Source organism: Streptomyces sp. NPDC006393, from assembly GCF_040628575.1.
Lineage (GTDB): Bacteria > Actinomycetota > Actinomycetes > Streptomycetales > Streptomycetaceae > Streptomyces.
On record NZ_JBEXZD010000066.1, the window covers coordinates 1 to 19,194 of the forward strand.

At 67.6% G+C, this 19,194-nt stretch carries 18 protein-coding genes; 4 read left to right on the forward strand and 14 right to left on the reverse strand.

Annotated features, from left to right (window positions below; all coding sequences use genetic code 11):
• The 9 genes from ABZ484_RS24560 to ABZ484_RS24600 form a co-directional block, all read right to left on the reverse strand.
• Positions 1-457 (reverse strand): bifunctional DNA primase/polymerase (locus tag ABZ484_RS24560; RefSeq protein ID WP_358868072.1); only part of this gene is annotated, 457 nt, incomplete at its 3' end.
• Complete coding sequence (locus ABZ484_RS24565; protein ID WP_358868073.1) at positions 454-1,143, reverse strand: SAM-dependent methyltransferase; 690 nt, start codon at positions 1,141-1,143, stop codon at positions 454-456. The genes ABZ484_RS24565 and ABZ484_RS24560, both read right to left, overlap by 4 nt.
• Before the next feature lie 89 nt (positions 1,144-1,232).
• On the reverse strand, positions 1,233-1,556 hold the full coding sequence (locus ABZ484_RS24570) for a hypothetical protein (RefSeq protein ID WP_358868074.1): 324 nt from the start codon (positions 1,554-1,556) through the stop codon (positions 1,233-1,235).
• A 14-nt stretch (positions 1,557-1,570) separates the two neighbouring features.
• Positions 1,571-2,035, reverse strand: a complete 465-nt coding sequence (locus ABZ484_RS24575; RefSeq protein WP_358868075.1) for a hypothetical protein — start codon at positions 2,033-2,035, stop codon at positions 1,571-1,573.
• Between the two features lie 204 nt (positions 2,036-2,239).
• Entirely contained in the window at positions 2,240-4,354 is a 2,115-nt protein-coding gene (locus ABZ484_RS24580; protein WP_358868076.1) for an ATP-binding protein, read from the reverse strand.
• Between the two features lie 141 nt (positions 4,355-4,495).
• A complete protein-coding gene (locus tag ABZ484_RS24585; RefSeq protein WP_358868077.1) occupies positions 4,496-4,813 on the reverse strand; it encodes a hypothetical protein in 318 nt (105 codons plus the stop codon).
• 2 nt (positions 4,814-4,815) lie between these two features.
• Positions 4,816-5,178 carry an RRQRL motif-containing zinc-binding protein gene (locus ABZ484_RS24590; protein ID WP_358868078.1) on the reverse strand — a complete coding sequence of 121 codons (363 nt, stop codon included), beginning with the start codon at positions 5,176-5,178 and terminating at the stop codon, positions 4,816-4,818.
• Positions 5,178-6,038 carry a protein spdB gene (locus ABZ484_RS24595; protein WP_358868079.1) on the reverse strand — a complete coding sequence of 287 codons (861 nt, stop codon included), beginning with the start codon at positions 6,036-6,038 and terminating at the stop codon, positions 5,178-5,180. Before ABZ484_RS24595 ends, ABZ484_RS24590 begins: the two co-directional genes overlap by 1 nt.
• Positions 6,035-6,307 carry a DUF6284 family protein gene (locus ABZ484_RS24600; RefSeq protein WP_358868080.1) on the reverse strand — a complete coding sequence of 91 codons (273 nt, stop codon included), beginning with the start codon at positions 6,305-6,307 and terminating at the stop codon, positions 6,035-6,037. Before ABZ484_RS24600 ends, ABZ484_RS24595 begins: the two co-directional genes overlap by 4 nt.
• Positions 6,308-6,762: 455 nt before the next feature.
• Between ABZ484_RS24600 and ABZ484_RS24605 the strand changes: the two genes are divergently transcribed.
• Positions 6,763-7,530 (forward strand): GntR family transcriptional regulator, encoded by a 768-nt coding sequence (locus ABZ484_RS24605; protein ID WP_358868081.1) that lies wholly within the window; start codon positions 6,763-6,765, stop codon positions 7,528-7,530.
• Entirely contained in the window at positions 7,499-8,119 is a 621-nt protein-coding gene (locus ABZ484_RS24610; RefSeq protein ID WP_358868082.1) for a GNAT family N-acetyltransferase, read from the forward strand. Before ABZ484_RS24605 ends, ABZ484_RS24610 begins: the two co-directional genes overlap by 32 nt.
• Positions 8,120-8,266: 147 nt before the next feature.
• Here ABZ484_RS24610 and ABZ484_RS24615 read toward each other — a convergent pair whose 3' ends face one another.
• A complete protein-coding gene (locus ABZ484_RS24615; RefSeq protein WP_358868083.1) occupies positions 8,267-9,292 on the reverse strand; it encodes an HNH endonuclease in 1,026 nt (341 codons plus the stop codon).
• Between the two features lie 547 nt (positions 9,293-9,839).
• On the opposite strand from ABZ484_RS24615, the gene ABZ484_RS24620 reads away from it, so the two are divergent.
• The gene (locus ABZ484_RS24620; protein WP_358868084.1) at positions 9,840-11,300 is read left to right on the forward strand and encodes a hypothetical protein; all 1,461 of its coding nucleotides are present in this window, start codon (positions 9,840-9,842) and stop codon (positions 11,298-11,300) included.
• A 423-nt stretch (positions 11,301-11,723) separates the two neighbouring features.
• Here ABZ484_RS24620 and ABZ484_RS24625 read toward each other — a convergent pair whose 3' ends face one another.
• The 4 genes from ABZ484_RS24625 to ABZ484_RS24640 form a co-directional block, all read right to left on the reverse strand.
• Entirely contained in the window at positions 11,724-12,089 is a 366-nt protein-coding gene (locus tag ABZ484_RS24625) for a hypothetical protein (RefSeq protein ID WP_358868085.1), read from the reverse strand.
• Positions 12,089-14,071, reverse strand: coding sequence for a hypothetical protein (locus ABZ484_RS24630; protein ID WP_358868086.1), 1,983 nt, complete (start codon positions 14,069-14,071; stop codon positions 12,089-12,091). Before ABZ484_RS24630 ends, ABZ484_RS24625 begins: the two co-directional genes overlap by 1 nt.
• Before the next feature lie 795 nt (positions 14,072-14,866).
• Positions 14,867-15,541, reverse strand: a complete 675-nt coding sequence (locus tag ABZ484_RS24635; protein ID WP_358868087.1) for an HNH endonuclease — start codon at positions 15,539-15,541, stop codon at positions 14,867-14,869.
• Positions 15,542-16,197: 656 nt separating this feature from the next.
• Positions 16,198-17,949, reverse strand: coding sequence for a phospholipid carrier-dependent glycosyltransferase (locus ABZ484_RS24640; RefSeq protein ID WP_358868088.1), 1,752 nt, complete (start codon positions 17,947-17,949; stop codon positions 16,198-16,200).
• Between the two features lie 141 nt (positions 17,950-18,090).
• On the opposite strand from ABZ484_RS24640, the gene rsmI reads away from it, so the two are divergent.
• Positions 18,091-18,936, forward strand: coding sequence for a 16S rRNA (cytidine(1402)-2'-O)-methyltransferase (gene rsmI / locus ABZ484_RS24645; RefSeq protein WP_358868089.1), 846 nt, complete (start codon positions 18,091-18,093; stop codon positions 18,934-18,936).
• Positions 18,937-19,194 lie beyond the last annotated feature (258 nt).

Below are 19,194 nucleotides of genomic sequence, written 5' to 3' on the forward strand. Positions count from 1 at the left end.
TGTCGACCGCATCCGCCACGGTGCCCGCGGTGTTACCCAGCCGAACGCCATCCGGGGCGGTGAAGTACAGGTGCGTCCCGCCGCTGGGGGTCCGGGTCCGGTAGGTGGTGGGGACGGCGTGCCCGGCGCGCTCGCAGAGCGCCCCGAAGGTCGCCGCGCCGTCAGGCGCGCCCGAACTGCCCTTGTGCTCTGGCGTGTCCAGGTCGACGACCAGCAGCCCGGACGGGCCGGTGGCGATACCGACGTTGAACGGCGCCCGCGACCAGGCGGCTCGGATACGGTCCGGGTCGATGGTGGCGCGCTGTTCCCACTTCAGATGCCCGTCCGCGCACTCACCGGTGCCGGTGCAGCTCTTCTCCCCGTGCAGGGCAGGGACCTTGCTGCCGGGGCCCAGGGGGAAGACGTGCCAGCCGCGCTCCGCCGCCTCCAGGGCGGCGCGCATCAGGTGCTCGCTCATGCCGCCACCTCCAGCGCGGGGGCGAGGTGGGCGAGCGCGGCGCGGCCGATGTGCTGGGTGTAGGCGGGTGGGATGCACTCGCGGATGCCGTCGCGGTTCATCCACGGCACGCCCATCACCTTCCGGGCCAGGTCGACGCCGGAGAAGTTGCCGACGAACTGGCCGTAATGGCCGGGCGGGACGGGGCGGCCCATCTTGGCGACCGGTGCCGTGTGGACGGGGTGCGGCGGCGCGGTGAGGGTCCAGCCGCCCGCCTCGAAGTACCGGTGGCGGTAGGTCTCCAGAGCGAACATGGCGCCGCACAGCATCACTGGGTGGTGCAGGTGCGGGACCGCCCCGCGCACGTTCTCCATGACGTAGGGCCGTCCCGTGGCCTTAAGGGCGGCGCGGGTGGGAGCGATCAGGTCGGGGTGGTCGTTGCCCATGAGCCGCTGGGTGTCGCTGTAGAACTGGCACGGGCACGAGGCGTGGATGAAGTCGAACGCGGCCCCGTGCTCCCGCACGTAGGCGATAGCGTCCGCCTGGACGAACCGGTACGGGTAGCGCGGCTGCGGGGCGATGTCGACGCCGGTCACGTCGAACCCTGCGTCGGCGTAGCCCTTGGCGGCGCCGCCCTGGCAGCAGAACAGGTCCAGTAGGCGCGGCCGACGGGCGGGCACTCGCCGGATACGGGTGGGTTGAGTCATCCTGGATGTCTCCAGTTCCTTGAACGGATGCTGGCTGACAAGGGCGGCCCCGCGACTTTGGCGAGACGGAGGGGCCGCCCTTGGCGTAGCTAGTGGTCGGTGGTGCGCTGCCAGGGCTCGCGCTGGCTCGATCCCTGGGTGAGCCCGGCGGCGTGCAGGGCCTCGGTGCTCAGGCCAGTGCAGGCGCGCTGTTCCTGGCCTCCGTCGGGCAGGAACCACAGGGCCAGGCCGTCGCCGTCGCACCCGGGGCAGTCCTGATGCGGCTTGCGGTGGTCGGCGGTGATGTACAGGCGCGTCCGGTCGCCGTCGCGGGTGGGGAAGCGGCGCACGGACACCGCGTCGACGGAGCCGAGGACGGCCTGAGCGACGCGGGGAACGTCCTCGTTGGCGCAGATGATACGGATCTCAAACATGGCTTCCTTCCTGGTCAGCCGTGGAAGTGGTTGCGCTTGAAGGTCGCTTTGCGGATGTTGACCGTGGTCCCGCCCCCGTGGCTGCCGGTGCCGAAGACCTGCACGGCGATCCATCCGCCGAAGATGACGGCCGCGAGGATGATGAGCTGGGTGATCAGCGCGGTCAGTGCGGCGATGGACGTGGTCAGCAGCAGCAGACCGCCGCACACCGCGAGGAAACCGACGCCTCCAAGCGCGACGTTGACGGCCGCGCGGGAGACGGCCGACTTGGTCGTGACCGGTTCCGGCTTGGCCGGCTCGATGGCGTAGCCGGTGACGACACGGCCGTCCGGCAGGACGACGCTCGCCACCGCCGGGACCGTGCCCGGCTGGACGGGCACGAGCGGCGTCGCGACGGGTACGGCGGGGGTGATGGGGGTGGGGTGGTGGACTTCCACGGCCCGTTCGGCGGGCGCGCGGCCGGTGCTGTCGGGGTACATGCGGAATCCCTTCCGGCGCTTGGCCAGGGAGGCGGAACCACCCCCTGTAGGGGTGGCTGTGGAGGGGGTTTCGGGGGTGCTGACCTGCGAGCCTCCCTGACTCCCTGAACGATCATTTGCGCAGGTCAGGGCCAGGGAGGCGAGTCAGGGAGGCATTCAGGGAGTTCTCCCTGCCTCCCTGACCCGGGCGGGGTCGGCTCCCTGTCACTCGGCGGCGGAAGCGGAACCGTCGCCGTCGCGGTTGGCGAGAGCGGCGGCGACGCGGTCACGGGCGACGACCATGACGCCGTCGGACTTGTACGGCTCCGCGCCGGCCGCGTCCAGGACACGCTTGAGGTCGATGAACGACCACTTGCCGTAGGCGTCCTCGCTGAGCGTCGCCAGGCGCGCCAGGACGTCCTTGGTCCGCACCCGTGCAGCGGTGCCGATCACAGACGCGATGTCGGCGAGCGGGTCTCGCTCCTCGCCCTCGTCGACCACGTGCAGGGTGGTCACGCCGTCGCGCAGCGCCTTGGCGCGCTCCGCGATGGCCTCGGCTGCGTCGTCGTCGATGAAGTGCGTGCGCACCGTGATGGACGCCTGCCCGGCGGGGATGGCGATGCCGTCGGAGGCGACGACCAGGGTTCCCTTGTCCAGGCCCTGCCTCAGCAGGTGCGGGGCGGCGCCGCCGTTGACGGCCTTGTCCCCCAGAGCCATCCGCGACTGCTGCTCGGTGCCCAGCGCGAGGGAGGCGCGGGTGTGGGCGCCCTCGCGCACGAGCTTGGGAAGGTTCTGGTCGGTGGGGTCCTGCGTGCCCTGCCACATCAGCACGTCGACCGCACGACCCTGGTTGTGGATCTTGCGTACGGCCATGAAGTACCGCGAGGTGGCCTTGGAGCCGCCGTAGGGGCGGCCGTCCTCGTCCTTGGCCGGGCACATGAACGCCACCTGCGCCTCGTCGACCAGGACGATCAGCGGCGGGAACTTCGCGGCCGGGTCCTTCTGCCGGACATCCAGGCGGCGGTTCATCTCGGTGACCGCGTTCTCGGCCATCTCGGTGGCCTGGATGACGTGGTCATCGGTCGGCCCCTGGATGAGCACGGAGGCGATGCCGTCGAAGTGCCGCCAGTCGCCGGCGCCCTTGAGGTCGGCAAGCCAGAACTGCACCGAGCGGTCCAGGGACAGCCACAGCGCGAGCGCCCGCAGCGCGGCCGTCTTGCCCTGGTTGGACAGACCCGTCACCAGCAGGTGCCGCTGATACAGGCTCAGGGCGGCGGCATCTCCGCGCAGGTCCTGACCCCACGGCGCCTTGCCCTTGGCGTAGTCGGCGGTCAGGGTCTCGTCGGTGACCAGCGGAGACGGCCCGATCGGCTCATCGAGCGCTCCGGAGTCGGCGATCCACAGCCGGACCGTTCGGGCGGCGGTCGGGATGGTGATGAACACCTCGTGCTCGTGCCGGGTGAGGTTCTCGGCGAGCTTGCGGCGCCGGTTCTGCACCTCGATCGTCGACACCCCCGAGGGCAAGGTCACGTCGACCTCGACCCCGCATCCGGCGATCCGGATCGGGGACAGCATGGAGGCGCCGGCGTCGCCCATCTCCTTGATGGCGTTGCGCAGCGCCGGAATCCCCAGGTCACGCAGGGCCTTGACCACGATCGAGGGGGTGATGGGCTCGCCCTCGCCGTTGCGGATGTTCGCCGGGAGTGCCCAGTTCGGTGCGGCCTTCTGGTGGGCGCCGACCGACCACAGGGCGAGCAGCGCGAGGAATGGGCCGACCGAGATCGCGGGCCCCCAGACCACGCGCACGATCGTGATCATCAGGTTGATGAACTTGGTGACCGCCATCAGCGGCGTGACGACCTCGGTGGCGTCCTTGGTGGCGATGGCCATGGCGATGCCGAGCAGGACCAGGCCGCCGATGCCCATGCCGGCGCTGACGGCCGCGCCCTTGGCGGCGTCCAGCGGGGAGTGCAGCAGGTCCATACGGCGGCGGTGGCGGGCCTCGCGGAAGCGCTGCCCGCGCTCCTCCCACTCCGCCGCAGCCTCGAAGTTCCCGGCGGCCTCGGCCGCCCGGAGCATGCGTTCGTAGCGGGCGGCGGTGCGGCCGTCCCAGGTGCGCTTGGCGACGATCCTCGCCCCGCCGGCGACGTACAGGCTGTGCCGGGCCATCGCGCGGGCCGTCGTCTTGGTGGTCTCGTGGGTGATGGCCGTGCGGATCGCGCGTCCGGAGCGGATCCACAGCGGTACGGGCGGGACCGGTGCCGGGTCGGGGACCACGGTCAGAGTCGTCACGGTGGGCGGTTCGGTGTGCTTGTGCAGGTGAACGACGTTCTCGGACATGCGGAGGGCGCTCCTGACTGCCCCGATCGGGGCGGAAGTTGAGGGGGGCCGGGGCGGCCAGGCACGCGGAAGGGAGCGGCCACCCCGAACAGGCGAGCGGTGCAGGTGTGGGCCAGGCGGCGGCGCGGACGGGGCGCGCGGTCACCACCAGCCGGAGGACTTCTTGGCGGCCTTGGCGGCGGCGGCCTCGGTGACGATCCGCTGCCGCTCGCTCTGCAACGCGGTGATCTCCGCGATCAGCCGGGTCTCCGCCGCGCTCCACGCCGACTCAAGGCGGCGGTCGGCTCGGTCGGTGCTGCGGCCCCGCAGCACCCGGTAGGAGCCGCCGGCCATCGCCGCGATGATGGCGCGACGCTCGCGGCCGTCCAGCGGCCACATCTCCTTCTCGCGGACGGCGGCCAGCTTGCGGTTGGTCTCCCGGATCGCGCGGTCGATCCGGCGCGTGTCGGGCTTGCCCATGGTCAGCCCCTCCTCGGGGTGTCGTCGTCGAACGAGCTGGGGGTGTCGGGGAAGGCGCAGGGAACGCACATGCCGAGCGAGGGCGGGATGACGTATCCGGCATCCCGTCGGCACTCGGGGCAGGTGCGGCGGGCGGCGTTGGCCTTGTCCAGGGCCGCGCGCCTCGCCAGGGTCATCGGCCGGACCGGCTTGGCCAGGTCGACGCGGTACAGGTAGGCGACCAGCGGCGCCCGACGGCGGCGGGGCCGTTCGAGCTGCGCGGCCACGCCTTGACCGCCGGGCCGTAGCCCGCGGGCGCGGAGTTGGCGGCGGGTGGCGTAGCCGTCCGGGGCCAGGCGCCACCGGAACACCGGCAGCGTCCCCATCAGGCCACGCGCTTCCAGGCGGCCCGCAGGCGGACCTCAGAGGCGGAGTGGCCGGCTGCGCGGAACCGCGCGGCCATCTCCCGGTACGACAGCGCCGGATCCTCGCTGTGCCGGATCTCGTCCACCAGCGCGTCCAGCGCCGCGTCAGTGAGCGCCGGTGACGTCTCCAGGGAGAGCGCCGGAACCGGCTGGGTGGGGCCCCAGACGGGCAGTTCCCAAAGGGGCGTGACGCCGGGCGTGACGGGGGCCGTCACGCTGGTCAGCGCCCTGCCGGTGCCCTCACCGGCCCGTGCCGTCTCCAGCGTCGACCACGCCCGCGAGAGGGTCTGAGAGGTCTTGGCCTGTACGCGCGCGACGCGGGCCCCGGCCTGCGTCACGGCTGTCAGCCGGGTCTCCTCGGTTGTGGCCTCGGCTCGCAGCCGGGCACGGGCCACGGCCGCCTCGTCGCGGGCCTCCTGCTGGATACCTCGGATGGCGTCCAGTGCCGCCGGGGTGAGCGCCGTGCGCTCCCACAGCCCGTGCACCAGCCACAGGGCCTTGGCCGCGACGGGCAGCCAGGCGACGGCCAGCCAGGCTGCGGCGGAGCCGTCGGTGGTGAGGGCGTGGGCCACCAGGACGCAGGCCGCGACCAGGCCGAAGCACCAGCCGACGGTGGTCACCGCGTGGCTGTGATCACCTTGGGCGGCGAGGCGGCGTTCGTAGGCGAGGGTGGCCAGCCAGCCCCCGTCGATCCCGAGACCGACGACCAGCGCGACGGGCCACGGTACGGCCCTACCGAGCCACATCACGACCACGGCCAGCGTGAGGACCATGGACACCGCCGTCATCGCGACGGCGGGCAGCACAGTCTTGGTCTTCACGCGGCACCTCCCGGCTGGCTCGTGCTGGCGGCGGTGCGGTTGGTCAGCTCCCGCCGCGCAGCGAGCAGGCGGCGGCGAGCGCGGCGGATGCGCTGGGCGTCCAGCTCGGACGGCGTGCGGTCCAGCATGATGATCTGCGCGTCCAGCAGGTCTACGTCCGCGAGAATCACGGGCATCTCCCGCTCGATCGCGTTCAGCTCCGCGTCCGACGGCTCGATCCAGTCGGCGAACGCGGTAACAGCGTCCTGAACAGTGACGATGTCGTTCATGGGTCGTGGTTCTCCCTTGCAGGTGGCAACGGCCCGAACGCGGCTCCCGGGGTGCCACCCGGGAGCCGCTCGCCGTTGGGGTCGGAGATTCCGGCTCCCCTCAGCACTGCTCGTACGAGACGAGCAGCGGAGGCAACCGGCCGCAGCGTTGTGACGCTGCGGAGAGGCTGAGGTCGCGCTGTACCGCGCGCGGGTCAGGACCGCGCACGCCCGTCCTCTTCGTCGCTGAGGTGGGACGGGGTTCCCTCGGCACGCTGTTGAGTTCTCAACCAACGAGCGCTTCCTTCGTACTCACCCCTGCGGGCTTTCCTCCGGGCGCCATACAACGCAGATTGGTTCCTCTGGTCTTGCTGGTACCAACCAGTTGCCATGATGGTGCACCCTCTGGTGTGAGCCGTCAAGCACTTTGGTTCTGCTCGTACCAACCAGTGGGCTTAGTGGGGCATGATGGGGCTATGGCGACGCGCTCAGACCCCCTGTACATGCAGTTGGCGGCCAGCCTGCGGGCGAAGATCGAGAGCGGGGAGTACCCCCCGGGCAGCAAGCTGCCCAGTGAGCGGAGGCTGATGGAGATCTATGACGCCTCCCGAAACACCGTCCGTCTCGGACTTCAGCGCCTCGTTGCGGAAGGGCTCGTCTTCGCGAGTCAGGGCCGGGCGTACATGGTCCATCGGCAAGACGTCTTGGTTTACAACTCCTCCCGCTCGGAGGATCACAACAGGCGTCTGGCGGCCGGAGTCGATGCGTGGGTGCAGGACATTCGTGAACAAGGCCGCACGCCAAGCCAGAAAATCGCGGTGAGCATCGAAAAATCTGATCCCAACGTGGCTCAGCACCTTGAAATTCAACCAGGGGAACTTGTTCTCGTTCGGCGACGCCTGCGTTTCGTGGATGACCAACCGTGGTCGTCCGAAGATTCGTATTACCCTCACGAACTGGTGAAGAACACCCCGATTGCAGAGCCGGCGGACATTCCGGAGGGAGTTATTGCCTACATGGCGTCAATCGGCTATACGCAGACGCGCTATGTCGACGACGTCACGGCGGTGATGCCCAACCCGAAGCAAGCCGAAGAGCTGGCCGTAGAAGCAGGGATTCCCCTGCTGGTCAGGACGCGCGTCGGCTACACCGACGAGCGCCCCGTACGCGTCACGATCACAGCAATGCCGACAGACCGCAACGTCCTTCGCTATGAGCTGGGAGCAGGCAAACCCAATGCGTGATGATGTCACCATCCGGCCCGCTGCTCATAGTGAAGCGGAAGTGATCGGGGCCATGTGGACGGAGGCTGCCCGATGGCTGAAGTCTCAAGGCATCGACCAGTGGCAGTATGCGCCCAATATGGCGGCCATCATCCGCGATATCGAGCATGGTCACGCATACATGGCCGTTGACGGCAGTGAGTACTTGGGCACGATCACGGTAGACGATTTCGCAGATCCCGAGTTCTGGACCCCAGGTGATGCGCCGGGAAGTGCCCTATATGCGCACCGCATTATCGTGTGCCCTGCCGTCGGCGGTAACGCTCTAGGCGCAGCGATGCTCGATTGGGCCTCTGAAAAGGCAGCAAAGACTGGAAAAGAGTGGCTGCGTGTCGATGCTTGGAAAACCAACGCGAGGCTTGGGCGGTACTACGAGAGGCAGGGCTTCAAGCATCTAAGGACTGTTGACCTCCCCCACCGTCGGTCCGGCGCGCTCTACCAGCGCCCGGCCGGCACGACCACCGGTCAGGGTCCCCGCTACCTGGGACTGGAAGCGGAGCGGCGCGACGAGAATGGGAACCCTGACTGGGGTCGGACTTCAGCACTGTAGACAGCTGACTCGGGTGGAAGCTGTGGGGTATCTACCAATTTAGCGGTCTCTTCTGTCTCCCAGTCTTGCCGGTCGCGCTTGAAAGCTGACTGGCCGCCGGAATCCTCGTGGCTTCCCACTTGTAGGGAACAGCTGGGTTTGGGAGGGCTACGGCCGGTCAGTGGAGGGCTGGACGGCTTCCGCAGTCTGTTGGGCGGGGATGCGGGCCCCGGCGTTACGGCGGCTCTGGATGAGGCTCCGCAGTTCTGTCGGAGTTGGCCAGGGAGCGAGGCGGTGAATCATGCGGTGGCAGTTTGCGCAGATGAGTGCCAGATCACTGAGCCTGGTCTGGCTTTCGCCGGCCTCGTGCAGGGGGACGACGTGGTGGCACTCGATGTAGCCGCTTCCGCGGTCGCCGTAGACCTCCTCGAAGTCGAAGCCGCATGCCTCGCAGGCCAGCGTTCCGCCCTTCTTGAGAACCGCGGTGATCTTCTTCTTCCGCAGCCCCTGGTTCCGCTCACGGCGCATGTGTCGGCTCATCAGCAACCGGCCTTCGGGGGCGCTGTAGTCGTCCAGGTCCTCCTCTTCGTCCAGTGGCGGTGTCTGGAGGTCTCCCGCGGCGATGCCCTGGCGGATGAGCCGAGCCACTTCAGACATCTCGGTCGGCCTGGCGCGGAACTCGTTCAGTACCGCGACATCGAGAGCACCGCCGTTGGTGGGCTTGCCCCGGTAGTCCGGGTGGCGCGTGGCGATGTCGAACGTCTTGCGGGCCACCCCGTTGGGGTTGCGGAACTTCTCGTTGCGGTCGGCCTCAGCGTGGATCGGCATGACCTGCAGGAGGCTGGACAGTTCGATGACGCGCGGGTCGTTCGCGTCGAGTCCCTTCCATCCATTGGTCATCACGAGGTCGCAGGCCAGAATGATTTCATCGCGCGCCCAGTCGGGGTTCTTCACGGCCTTGACCTCGAATCCAGCCCGCTTGAGCCACGCCGCGGCGTGGTCCTTCCCGCCGCTGAACTCCTCCGGCAGCAACGCGCGGCCGTGGTCCCACTTGTGGGCCACGCCTGCGATGGCCTTCGAGTCGTACTCCCGCCCCTCATGGAGGAGGAGATATGAGCGGGACTCGCTGAAGCGGTACTTGGCCAGGAACGCGGTCCGGCCAAGCTCGTTGTGCTCTGTGATGGCCTTGAGCACAGCACCTCGTGTGATCGAACCTTTACGCATGGCGGAAGCGTAGAGGCGACCACTGACAGCGTGTGAGTCTTGGGGCAGCCGTGCTGCACCAGAGGGCTGTTGCTGGCAGGAACCGAGCGGGAGAGAGCTAGAAGGGGAACGCGGTAGAACTTGCTACCCCATCAAGACCCGTACGGCGCGAGCGCGCTCCGCCTCTGCGGCACGGCCTGCCTCCTGTCGTGTCCCGGCTGGCTGCGGGGCCGCGCACTACGTGCGGTGGGCAGACTAGGGAAACCCTCTGTGGCTGAGGCCGGTCAACTCCATGGCCTTAGCCACGTCCCGGGTCCGGGTCCCGCGTCGAGCAAACCAGGGCCACTCGGGCACATTGCCGGGCAGGTCCAAAGCCTGCCCGAGTTGCCCACCAGGGCACGGCACCCCTGATACTGCTCGACTACGGACCGGCAGGCCACCGGCCAAACCTGCTCTACCAATCTCCGATTCCTTGTGTTGCGGAGCAGTGACTCATGTCACAATACTCCCGACCTATCCTTCAGAGCGAGGAGATCAAGTGGGGAGCTCCAAGGAAGAATTTGCAGCTACCGTCGATATCGCCATCGACGATTTCGTCGACCGAATCGAAGCAGCTCGTGACATCATCAACTTGGCCACTCCTGTAATTCTCGCCGAAGATAGACCGGAATCGGTTGTGAAGAAATTTGTGAGCCAGCTCAAATATTTGACAGACGAAGAGCTGGACGACTTCTTTGAGCTATTCAAGACGGCAGGAGACGGTCCTGACGACCACCCATGGCAGCTCACACTCCTAAACTCAATCTGGGAAAAATTCAAGGGCAAGCCTTGGGCGCCAAAGCTGGCCACAGATGTACACTCCATGCTAAGGCGACCGCCAAGGATTGACTTCCTGCTCGAATCTACTGTTGTTTCAGCTGTAACTTCATTCGAAGTCCTATTCGCCTCGCTGATCTCTTCCTTCCTGAAGGTTTCCCCTCAAGCGCTGGAAGCTATGTCTAAAGAGAAGGAGAAAGAGTTCTCACTTCGAGACCTTAAAGGGCTCTCCAGTATCGAAGAGGCTGTCAATTTGGCAATCTCCAGGAGGGTCGATGATTTGATGTTTGGCAGCGTGGCGGATTGGCGTAAATTCTGCATCGACAAGTTGAATATTAAATTCGAAGATCTGTGCAGTGATTGGCCGGCAGTGCAGGAAATATTCCAGCGTCGCCACGTATTGGTGCACGCGGGGGGAATAGCGTCCCACAGGTATGTAGCGTCTGTATCCGCCACGACAAATGCCAGGGACATCAAGGTGGGAGACAGGCTCAAGACGAATGAAGTCTACGTTCATGCCACCCTGGATTCGATCCTGGCTTTCGGGGTGCTACTAGCAAGTTCGATCGGCATGAAGTTTGCCAGAGATCACGACAGTACCATCCTGAGTAATCTACACAGTCTTACATACAGTCGGCTCCAGGAGCGGGAGCAAGACCTGGTTAAGCATCTGTGCGCGGCTGGGGCGAAGATTGCTACGGGGTACGAAGACCAGCTGCTCTTCAAGGTCAACGGGTGGATTGCCCTAAAGAGAGATAACCGGAAGGCCGTCCAGCAAGAAGTGGAGCAATGGGACACCTCTGCCTTGGAGGACAGGTTTAAGCTGGCAAAGATGTGTCTGCTAGGAGAGGACGATGAGGCGTTTCAGCTGATGAAGAAAATGCATGGGAGTGGCGATCTTAGCTCGGAGGATGTGCTTGAATGGCCCCTCTTCGAGGATGTTCGCGCGACACCAGGATACGTCGAATGGAGTAAAACAATCTCCCTTCCCTTCGGGATATCGCAAATCCTGAGCGTGTCTTATTTTCTAAATACTCGAACCAAGACTCTCCACACAGAAGAGTGCAGGTTCAGGGAATCTGCCGTCAGGATTGACGGACTGGAAGAATATGATCCGCAGAAGCATAAACTTTGCACAGTCTGCAATCCATTCAGCCAACCAGCGAGCCAGACGGTCGACTGAGATCTGTCTGGATTCTCCGTCGAAGAGAACAGCGGTGCGCAGCTCTGCAAGCGCGGACCGGCATGCCTGGTGGGGCTGGGCCGACCGGGTCAGCCATTGGACGTCTTGCCCGGTGCATTAACGACCACGAACAGCGGTGACAACAGGCAGCCACGTGCGGCCCCCATGGCCGCGGCGGATTATGACCGCACCGGGGTGAGGCCGAACTTATAAGGCTGCGGTCGCCCGCCCATGGACTCGGTTCCCCCAGGCGTCCCCGACAGTGTCGGCTGTCAGGAGAAGCGCAGGTCGCAGGACGTGGGCGAACCCCGCTGTAAAGCTGCTGCTTTCGGTCCAGTGCAGCTTTCTCTAGATGCGCCGAACTGACATAGGGTGCTCGGCGGCGGCCAGAAGTTCAGCCGCCGCCGAGCGATCCTCCGCTCATTAGCCGGCTTGCGGCCAGCGTTCACGGTCGTATGGCAGGAGCCATCCGGCGATGTCCCCGCCGATGCGTCTTACTTCGGGCTCAGGCGTGTCAGGCCTGAGAGGGAGGACGTATACCCCAGCCCACTTCCCCGTCTTTGGCAGGTCGGTCAGGTACTCAGCGACGTGGCTGCCGAGTCCTTGCTCGTCGCTGGGCCTACACACGGAGCCGACATAGCAGACGGCGCTGCGGTCGTCGACCGCTACGTAGACCGCGCACGAGGCGGGCGGCATGGCCTCAGGATGGGGCATCAGCCTCTCCGGCATGAGGCACAGTAGGTAGGGATCGCACAGGTCCGCGAGTGCCATGTAGGTGGCCTTTTTCATCAGGCGGCCTCGTCCTCGTCGTCTTCCTCCTCGGCGGTGGCGGATGACGGGGAGGTGCTCTGGGCCTCCACTGCCTTCTCCCACCAGTCCTGGGCTTCGGCGGCAAGGTTCTGCAGCTTGTCCATGAGGAGCCGGGCGTGGGACCTTCCCTCCCGTTCAATCAGCGGCACGTCGTCGTCGTCCACCAGCCCAGCAAGGTTGCGCATCTCGGCCTCCAGGCTGCGGAGGGCGTCCTTGGTGGCAAGCACACCACGCTTATAGTGCTCGTGCACAGCCTTGTCGGGGCTCAGGGGAGGCGGAGTCTGACCGCCCTTGGGCGCGAGCTTGGTGCGCAGGAAGTCGTTGTCGATGGGGAGGTCATTGCCCTCGCCGTCCTTGCGCGGCTGGCCCTGGTCATCGACTTGGCGGGGCGGGAGCCCGGCCCGGTCGTCCTCGATCACCTGGCGCAGGTGGCGGAGTCCCTGCTCAGTGTCGGCCAGGGCCTCCATGACAGCGCCGGCGCTCCGGCGGTCACCGCCGGCTCCCACATCGTGGCGCGGCCCGCTAATGGCGTTGTGCTTAGCGAGGACATACGCCGCGCGCACCCACAGTTCGATGCCGGCAGGCCGTTCGTCCTTGGCTTCCTCGATCTCCTTGAGAGCCGCCTGGTACAGCTGCTCCGTGGAGCGTTTGGTGGGGTGCCACGGCGTCTTCTGCAGGTCGCTTGGAAGGGCCTCGGTGAGCACCTTGCGGAAGCGGGTCAGCTCGCCGTCGGACGAAGCTCCCCTCTTCTCTCTGACGATGAGCTCCACGGCTAGGGGCAGTTTGGTCTTGGTGGTGACACGGGTGCGCTTGCGGCCAGTCGGCTCGTTGGTGAGGACCAGGGCGATTGGCTGGCGCACAGCATTGTGGATCTGCGGGTCGTTGGTGGTGAACAGGTGAATGGCCCGGGCCGCGCGGTCATCCCCGAACGCAACGATTTTGCGTGCCTCGGCCTCCTTGGGAGTGAGGCGCCCGCCCAGCCAGTCCGCCTCGGCGTCGCTGGGAATGACGCCTGCGGCGCGGGCAGAGAGCAGGCACTCTTCGGCGAGTGCGGTGTGCTTGGCCGCGTCGGTCCAAGGCTCCTTGGTGTTGAGGTGGTCCTGGGCCACACGGGCCTTGATGGCCTGCGACAGGTCGACCGCTCCGGGCACATCCGGCACTACGCCGATGATGAGTTCGAAGTCCGTGACGGCGCAGCGGATCGCGCCCTTCTCGGTGCGCAGGATGTCCTCTGCGGGCTTGCTGACGTAACTGTTGATCTTGTCGATGTGGGCCTGCATCGAACTGGCGTTACGCGGGAGGGAGAAGAGAACCTCCTCAGCGGTCGCGCCCACGTTGTACAGGCCGTGGCTAGTGCGGCTGGACCCCTCGCGGACGAAAATGTGCGTGGTCGGGCTCTCGTCAGTGCCGTCGTAGAAGACGGTGGTAGCGACGCCGATCGGCGGGTCCATGATGCCCTGCTCGGAGATGTCCGGCTGCGGACTGTTGCGGTTGCGGGTCGTCTCGATCGCCCAGTCGACCTGTTCGATAAGCGCATCGCGGCTCTCCACGCGGATAGCCAGCTCGCCTTCCCCTTCCTGTACGGCCGGAACCAGGGTCGCCGGCGGCGCCCCAGCAGCCTGGGCGAGTGCGAACTGCACGTGGTCGGCGTTGCGAGGGTTGAGCGGGTCGGGCACGAGACGCGACGTGTAGACGGAGCCCGAGATCACAAGCAGGTAGGCGCCCGGGATCCGGCGACGCTGAGGGTTGGTCACCTGGGGCAGCACGGCAGCCGGGTCGGTCCAGATCGTGGAGATGGCACCGGCCACTCGGTCCGCCATGCCCCGCTTCTTCAGTGCGGCTCGCAGCTCCTTGTGCAGAGCGGGGTCAGGGATGGAAGGAACGCGACGCAGAGGCTTGGACAGCTCAGTCCGCTCGCCGTTGACGGTCGGCTCGCCGTTGTTCGAGGTGTTCGGCGACAAGAGAGGGCCTCCTTGCGGGCTCCCTGCACCGCAGAAGTCGGTCTCCCACGGTGTCACTGCACGCGGGAGCCCGGCACGCCGATCACCAGCCCTCGCACCCACGCTCCGCGGATCCGGCCCGCATCGGTGGGAGCGTCACGAATCACATCCAGACTGCGCTAGTCCGGCCTCGACGCTCATTCGGGAGCGGTGGGGGTGGGCCTCGCTGCACTCCATAGAAAGTCGGCGCTTCGTAGGAGGGCGCAGTCACGCGTGTCTCGCGTCACTGCGTAGGAGTCTCGGACAACCCGGAGGGGTCGCGCAAGCCAAATATCCTTATTCCTATGTAACTTGACGGAGCGACAGGTCGACCAGTACAAGCACCCGTGTCCGCCGCATTGGTTCAGGTCCGGCGTGTCCGCCTGTGTGAGCGCAGCCCGGCTAAAGGAGCCAGCTAGAACAGAGTGGGAGCCGGTTCGTGGGTCTCGGCGATTCCGGGTAGTGCGTCCTGCCAGAAGCGGGCCTCTGCGAATGCGATCTGGCGCATGCTGCCTTCACACAGGATGAGTGACCGGCGGTCCTTCTTATGATCATGGACCACGCCGTAGCCGGCGCGGCGCGTCGGCATGAGGGCTACTGAGCGGCCGCACGTGGGGCACTGGACTCTGGGTGCGTGCATGAGGGAAGTGTGCAGCAGGCTACCGACAGAGGCTGCTCCTGCCTGGTGAGGTGCTGGGGCAGGCCGCCATGACTGCTCTCTTGAGTGGCACCACTGGGCAGGCAGCCGGTCCTCGGCCGCCTGCCCAACGGGGCGGGCTATTCGTTTTCCAGGGCCTTGATGACCTGTTCAGCGAGAGCAGTCATGACCTGCATACGGTCGGAGTGGGGCAGCCGGGACCACTCCTGGAACACCTTCTCGATGTCGGAGGGGGTGCGCCGTCCAGCCTGCATCCAGCCGTAGAGGGTGCGCTTGTCCTTCAGGCTTCCGCGGGAAGCGTGGGTGAGCACCTGCTGGCCGGTGGGAGGGTCCACGGTGATATCACGGGACTCGTCGCCGCAACGCTGGCACTCGGCGCGGAGGTTGTCGTCGTTGTTCTGGCCGCCGCGGTTGACCGGGACGATGTGGCCGATGGTCAGGACCGCGGTGCGGCCGGGGGCGTCCGGGAATTCCTGCGTCGCGCGGATCCCGCAGACCTGGCACATGTGGCCGTCGCGCTCCAGGATGCGCCGCCGCTTCGGGCCGGTGATGTTCTTGCGGATGGTCTTCGGCGGCGTTTCGCCCAGGTCGACCCGCGTCCCCAGCTCCCGGACCAGGTACTCATCCGGCTTGAGGTTCGGGTTGACTTTGTAGTTGTCGATCTTCCAGCCCATCGGCCGGAGGTCCCGCATGCGGCGGTCGGCCTGGGAGACGTCCGGGACCGCCTCGAACAGCTCCAGCTTGCTGAACTTGCCGCCCACCCCCTTGGAAGCCACGAACTCCGCGACCTTCACCAGGGACGTCCTGCGTATAGGCGTGCTCATTTAATTCCTTCCTCCCCTGCCCGGCGTACTCCTGAGGTGTGCCGGTAAGTAGATATTTACATGCGGCGCAGCTGCTGTCAACGCTGGCGCAGTCTCCGGCGTTGTTCGGCGCAGCACTCAGGGTGGCCGGACGCTCGAGTAGGAGGATGGGGGGCCGACTCCGCGGTGAAAAGTCCTGGGCAATGAGCGATCGCGCTGCTCGGTCCGAGGTAAGTCGCGCTTCGCAGTCTGCTGTGCCGCCTCCGCAGATCGGCGCCGTCGGGGCATGCCGCTCACTGTGCAGCGCGCGGGCTAGGTCCAGGCTGCGCTGCTTCATGAGTGACGTAGGTGCAACGAAGCGCGCGTCCAGGGAGGGGGTAAACGATCAAGAACGTCGGCGCTTATAGAGGTGTGGCGAGCGGGCGAAGGCCCAGCAAGTCTGTCCCCTGTGGGGCAGGTGTGGGACGACTGAGCCTCCAGAGCGCCGGTTGGCCAGGGCGTACTGCTCGCGCAATCTGGTATCTGCGGTGGTGCCTTAGCCGGGCCGTCTCCGGGCCGTCCGAGGGCGGCCAGCAGCAACCACTAACGACCAACAACGGCCGGGAGGGCGCGGCCGATCGTCACGCCCTCCCGATGTGTCTTCCCAACTAGACCCAGGTATCCAGCCACATCCGCGACCGCCAGGAGTCGATCGGGATGGCGGTGCCCGTGTAGAGGGGCCAGAAGTAGATGAAGTTCCAGGCGATCAGGAGGACCAGGACGCCCGCGCCGGTGGTGCCGATGACGCGGCGGGTGTCCGTGGCGCCGGGTGGGCCGATGATCGCGCCGATCAGCATGGTGACGGCCAGGCACAGGAACGGCACGAAGACGATCGTGTAGAAGAAGAAGATCGTCCGTTCCTGGTAGTTGAACCAGGGCAGCCAGCCGGCCGCGACGCCGCAGGCGATCGCGCCGGCCCGCCAGTCGCGGCGGAAGAACCAGCGCCACAGGACGTACACGAGCGCGGCGCAGGCCGCCCACCACAGCACCGGCGTGCCGAGCGCGAGGACCTCGCGGGCGCACTTGTCGCCGGCGTCGGCCGGGCAGCCGGCCGTACCGGGCGAGGGGGACTCGTAGAAGTACGACACCGGGCGGGCGTCGACGATCCAGCTCCACGGGTTCGACTGGTAGGTGTGCGGCGAGGACAGGCCCACGTTGAACTTGTAGACCTCGTGCTCGTAGTGCCACAGGCTGCGCCACCAGTCGGGCATCAGCCAGCTCCAGTGGCTGCCCCTGCCGTCGGTCGCCGCCCAATTGCGGAAGTAGCCGCCGGTGCCGTCCGCCGGGGAGAGGATCCAGCCGGTCCACGACAGCAGGTAGGTGAGGAGCGCCACCGGCACCGTGGCCAGGAAGGCGAACCCCACGTCGTACTTGAGCACCGCCACGTACGGGCGGCGGGCCCCGGCGACCTTGCGGGCGCCGACGTCCCACAGCACGGTCATCACACCGAAGGCGATGAGGAAGAACAGGCCGTTCCACTTGGTGCCGATCGCCAGCCCCAGCAGCAGGCCCGCCAGCCAGCGCCAGGGGCGCCACATCATCCAGAACGTGTCGGCCGTGCGGGCGTCCGGGCGCACCCGGCCGTCCGCGTCGGCCGGGAGCGCGGCGGCGAGTCTCGCGCGCGCCCGGTCCCGGTCGATGAGCAGACAGGCGAACGCCGCCAGCACGAAGAACATCAGCACGCCGTCGAGCAGCGAGGTGCGGCTCATCACGAAGGCCAGCCCGTCCACCGCCATCAGCGTGCCCGCCAGGCAGCCGAGGAAGGTGGAGCGGAACAGGCGGCGCCCGACCCGGCACAGGATCAGCACGGAGAGCGTGCCGAGCAGCGCCGTCATGAAGCGCCAGCCGAACGGGTTGAACCCGAACATCAGCTCGCCCAGGCCGATCACGTACTTGCCGACCGGCGGGTGCACCACGTACGCCGCGTCGGACGGCAGGGTGACGTGGCCTCCGGAGTTCAGGATCAGGTCGTTGGCGTTCTTGTCCCAGTTGACCTCGAAGCCGCGGTGGACGATCGCCCACGCGTCCTTGGCGTAGTACGTCTCGTCGAATATCACCGCCTTCGGGCTGCCCAGGTGCCAGAACCGCAGCACGCCCGCCAGCAGCGTGACCAGCAGCGGCCCGCCCCAGCCCGACCACCGCTCGAGGCGGTCGGCGAGCGTGTGCGGCACCCCGAGGGCCGCCCACAGCCGCGTGCCCGGCCGGGTGTACGGCGGCACCAGCCGGTCGCGTACGTCACTGGCGGGGCCCGCCGGGGCCGCCGCGTAGCCGAAGCGGCGCAGCCGCCACTGCCACGACGGCCGCTGGTCGTGGGGGGCCAGGTCCTGCCGGGGGTCCGTGGAGGACGCGGTACTGGTCACCGCGCCATCGTAGGGAACCGGGCTGTGTGAGTCCCGTGCATGGGCGGTACCGGGGGGTATGCGTCTGCTTCCGGGCCCGTGAACGGCCTTGCGGGGACGCTCGGGGCGGGCCGTACGCGAGGGCTTGAGAGGATGGGTGGTGTGACTGGAACCCTTGTTTTGGCCGGCACCCCCATCGGCGACGTCCAGGACGCGCCGCCCCGGCTCGCCGAGGAACTGGCGGGCGCGGACGTGGTCGCCGCGGAGGACACCCGGCGGCTGCGCCGGCTCACGCAGGCGCTCGGCGTGACACCCCGCGGGCGGATCGTGTCGTACTTCGAGGGCAACGAGTCCGCCCGTACGCCCGAGCTGGTCGAGGAGCTGCTCGGCGGGGCGCGGGTGCTGCTGGTCACGGACGCGGGCATGCCGTCGGTGTCCGACCCCGGCTACCGGCTGGTGGCGGCGGCCGTGGAGAAGGACGTGCGGGTGACCGCCGTGCCGGGGCCGTCCGCCGTGCTCACCGCGCTGGCGCTGTCCGGGCTGCCGGTCGACCGGTTCTGCTTCGAGGGGTTCCTGCCGCGCAAGGCGGGCGAGCGGCGCTCCCGGCTGCGGGAGGTCGCGGACGAGCGGCGCACCCTGGTCTACTTCGAGGCCCCGCACCGGCTCGACGACACCCTGGCGGCGATGGCGGAGGTGTTCGGTCCCGGGCGTCGGGCAGCCGTGTGCCGCGAGCTGACCAAGACCTACGAGGAGGTCAGGCGCGGCGGGCTGGGCGAGCTGGCCGCGTGGGCCGCCGAGGGGGTGCGCGGCGAGATCACGGTGGTGGTCGAGGGGGCGCCGGAGAAGGGGGCGGAGGAGATCGGCGCCGAGGAGCTGGTGCGGCGGGTGCGGGTCCGCGAGGAGGCCGGCGAGCGGCGCAAGGAGGCGATCGCGGCGGTCGCCGCGGAGGCCGGTGTGCCCAAGCGCGAGGTGTTCGACGCGGTGGTCGCGGCGAAGCACGCGGATTGACGGGCGGGCGGCCGCGCTTGACGCGGGGAGGTCGCGCGCGGGTCTCGAGACGGCGCTCACACCCCCTGTGAGCAGGGCGTATCTCGCATGAGCGCGCGCCCCATGCGGGGGCAAAGGGCCGTCCCGGAAAGGCAAAGCGACACCTGCCGTTCAGGGGAGCCTTGGGCAAGCGCGGTCCAAATCGGCTCCAACACTCGACAGGCCTGCTGCGCGGACGCCGCCGGCGGCGTCCACTGGAGGCGGGGACGGATCCGTCCC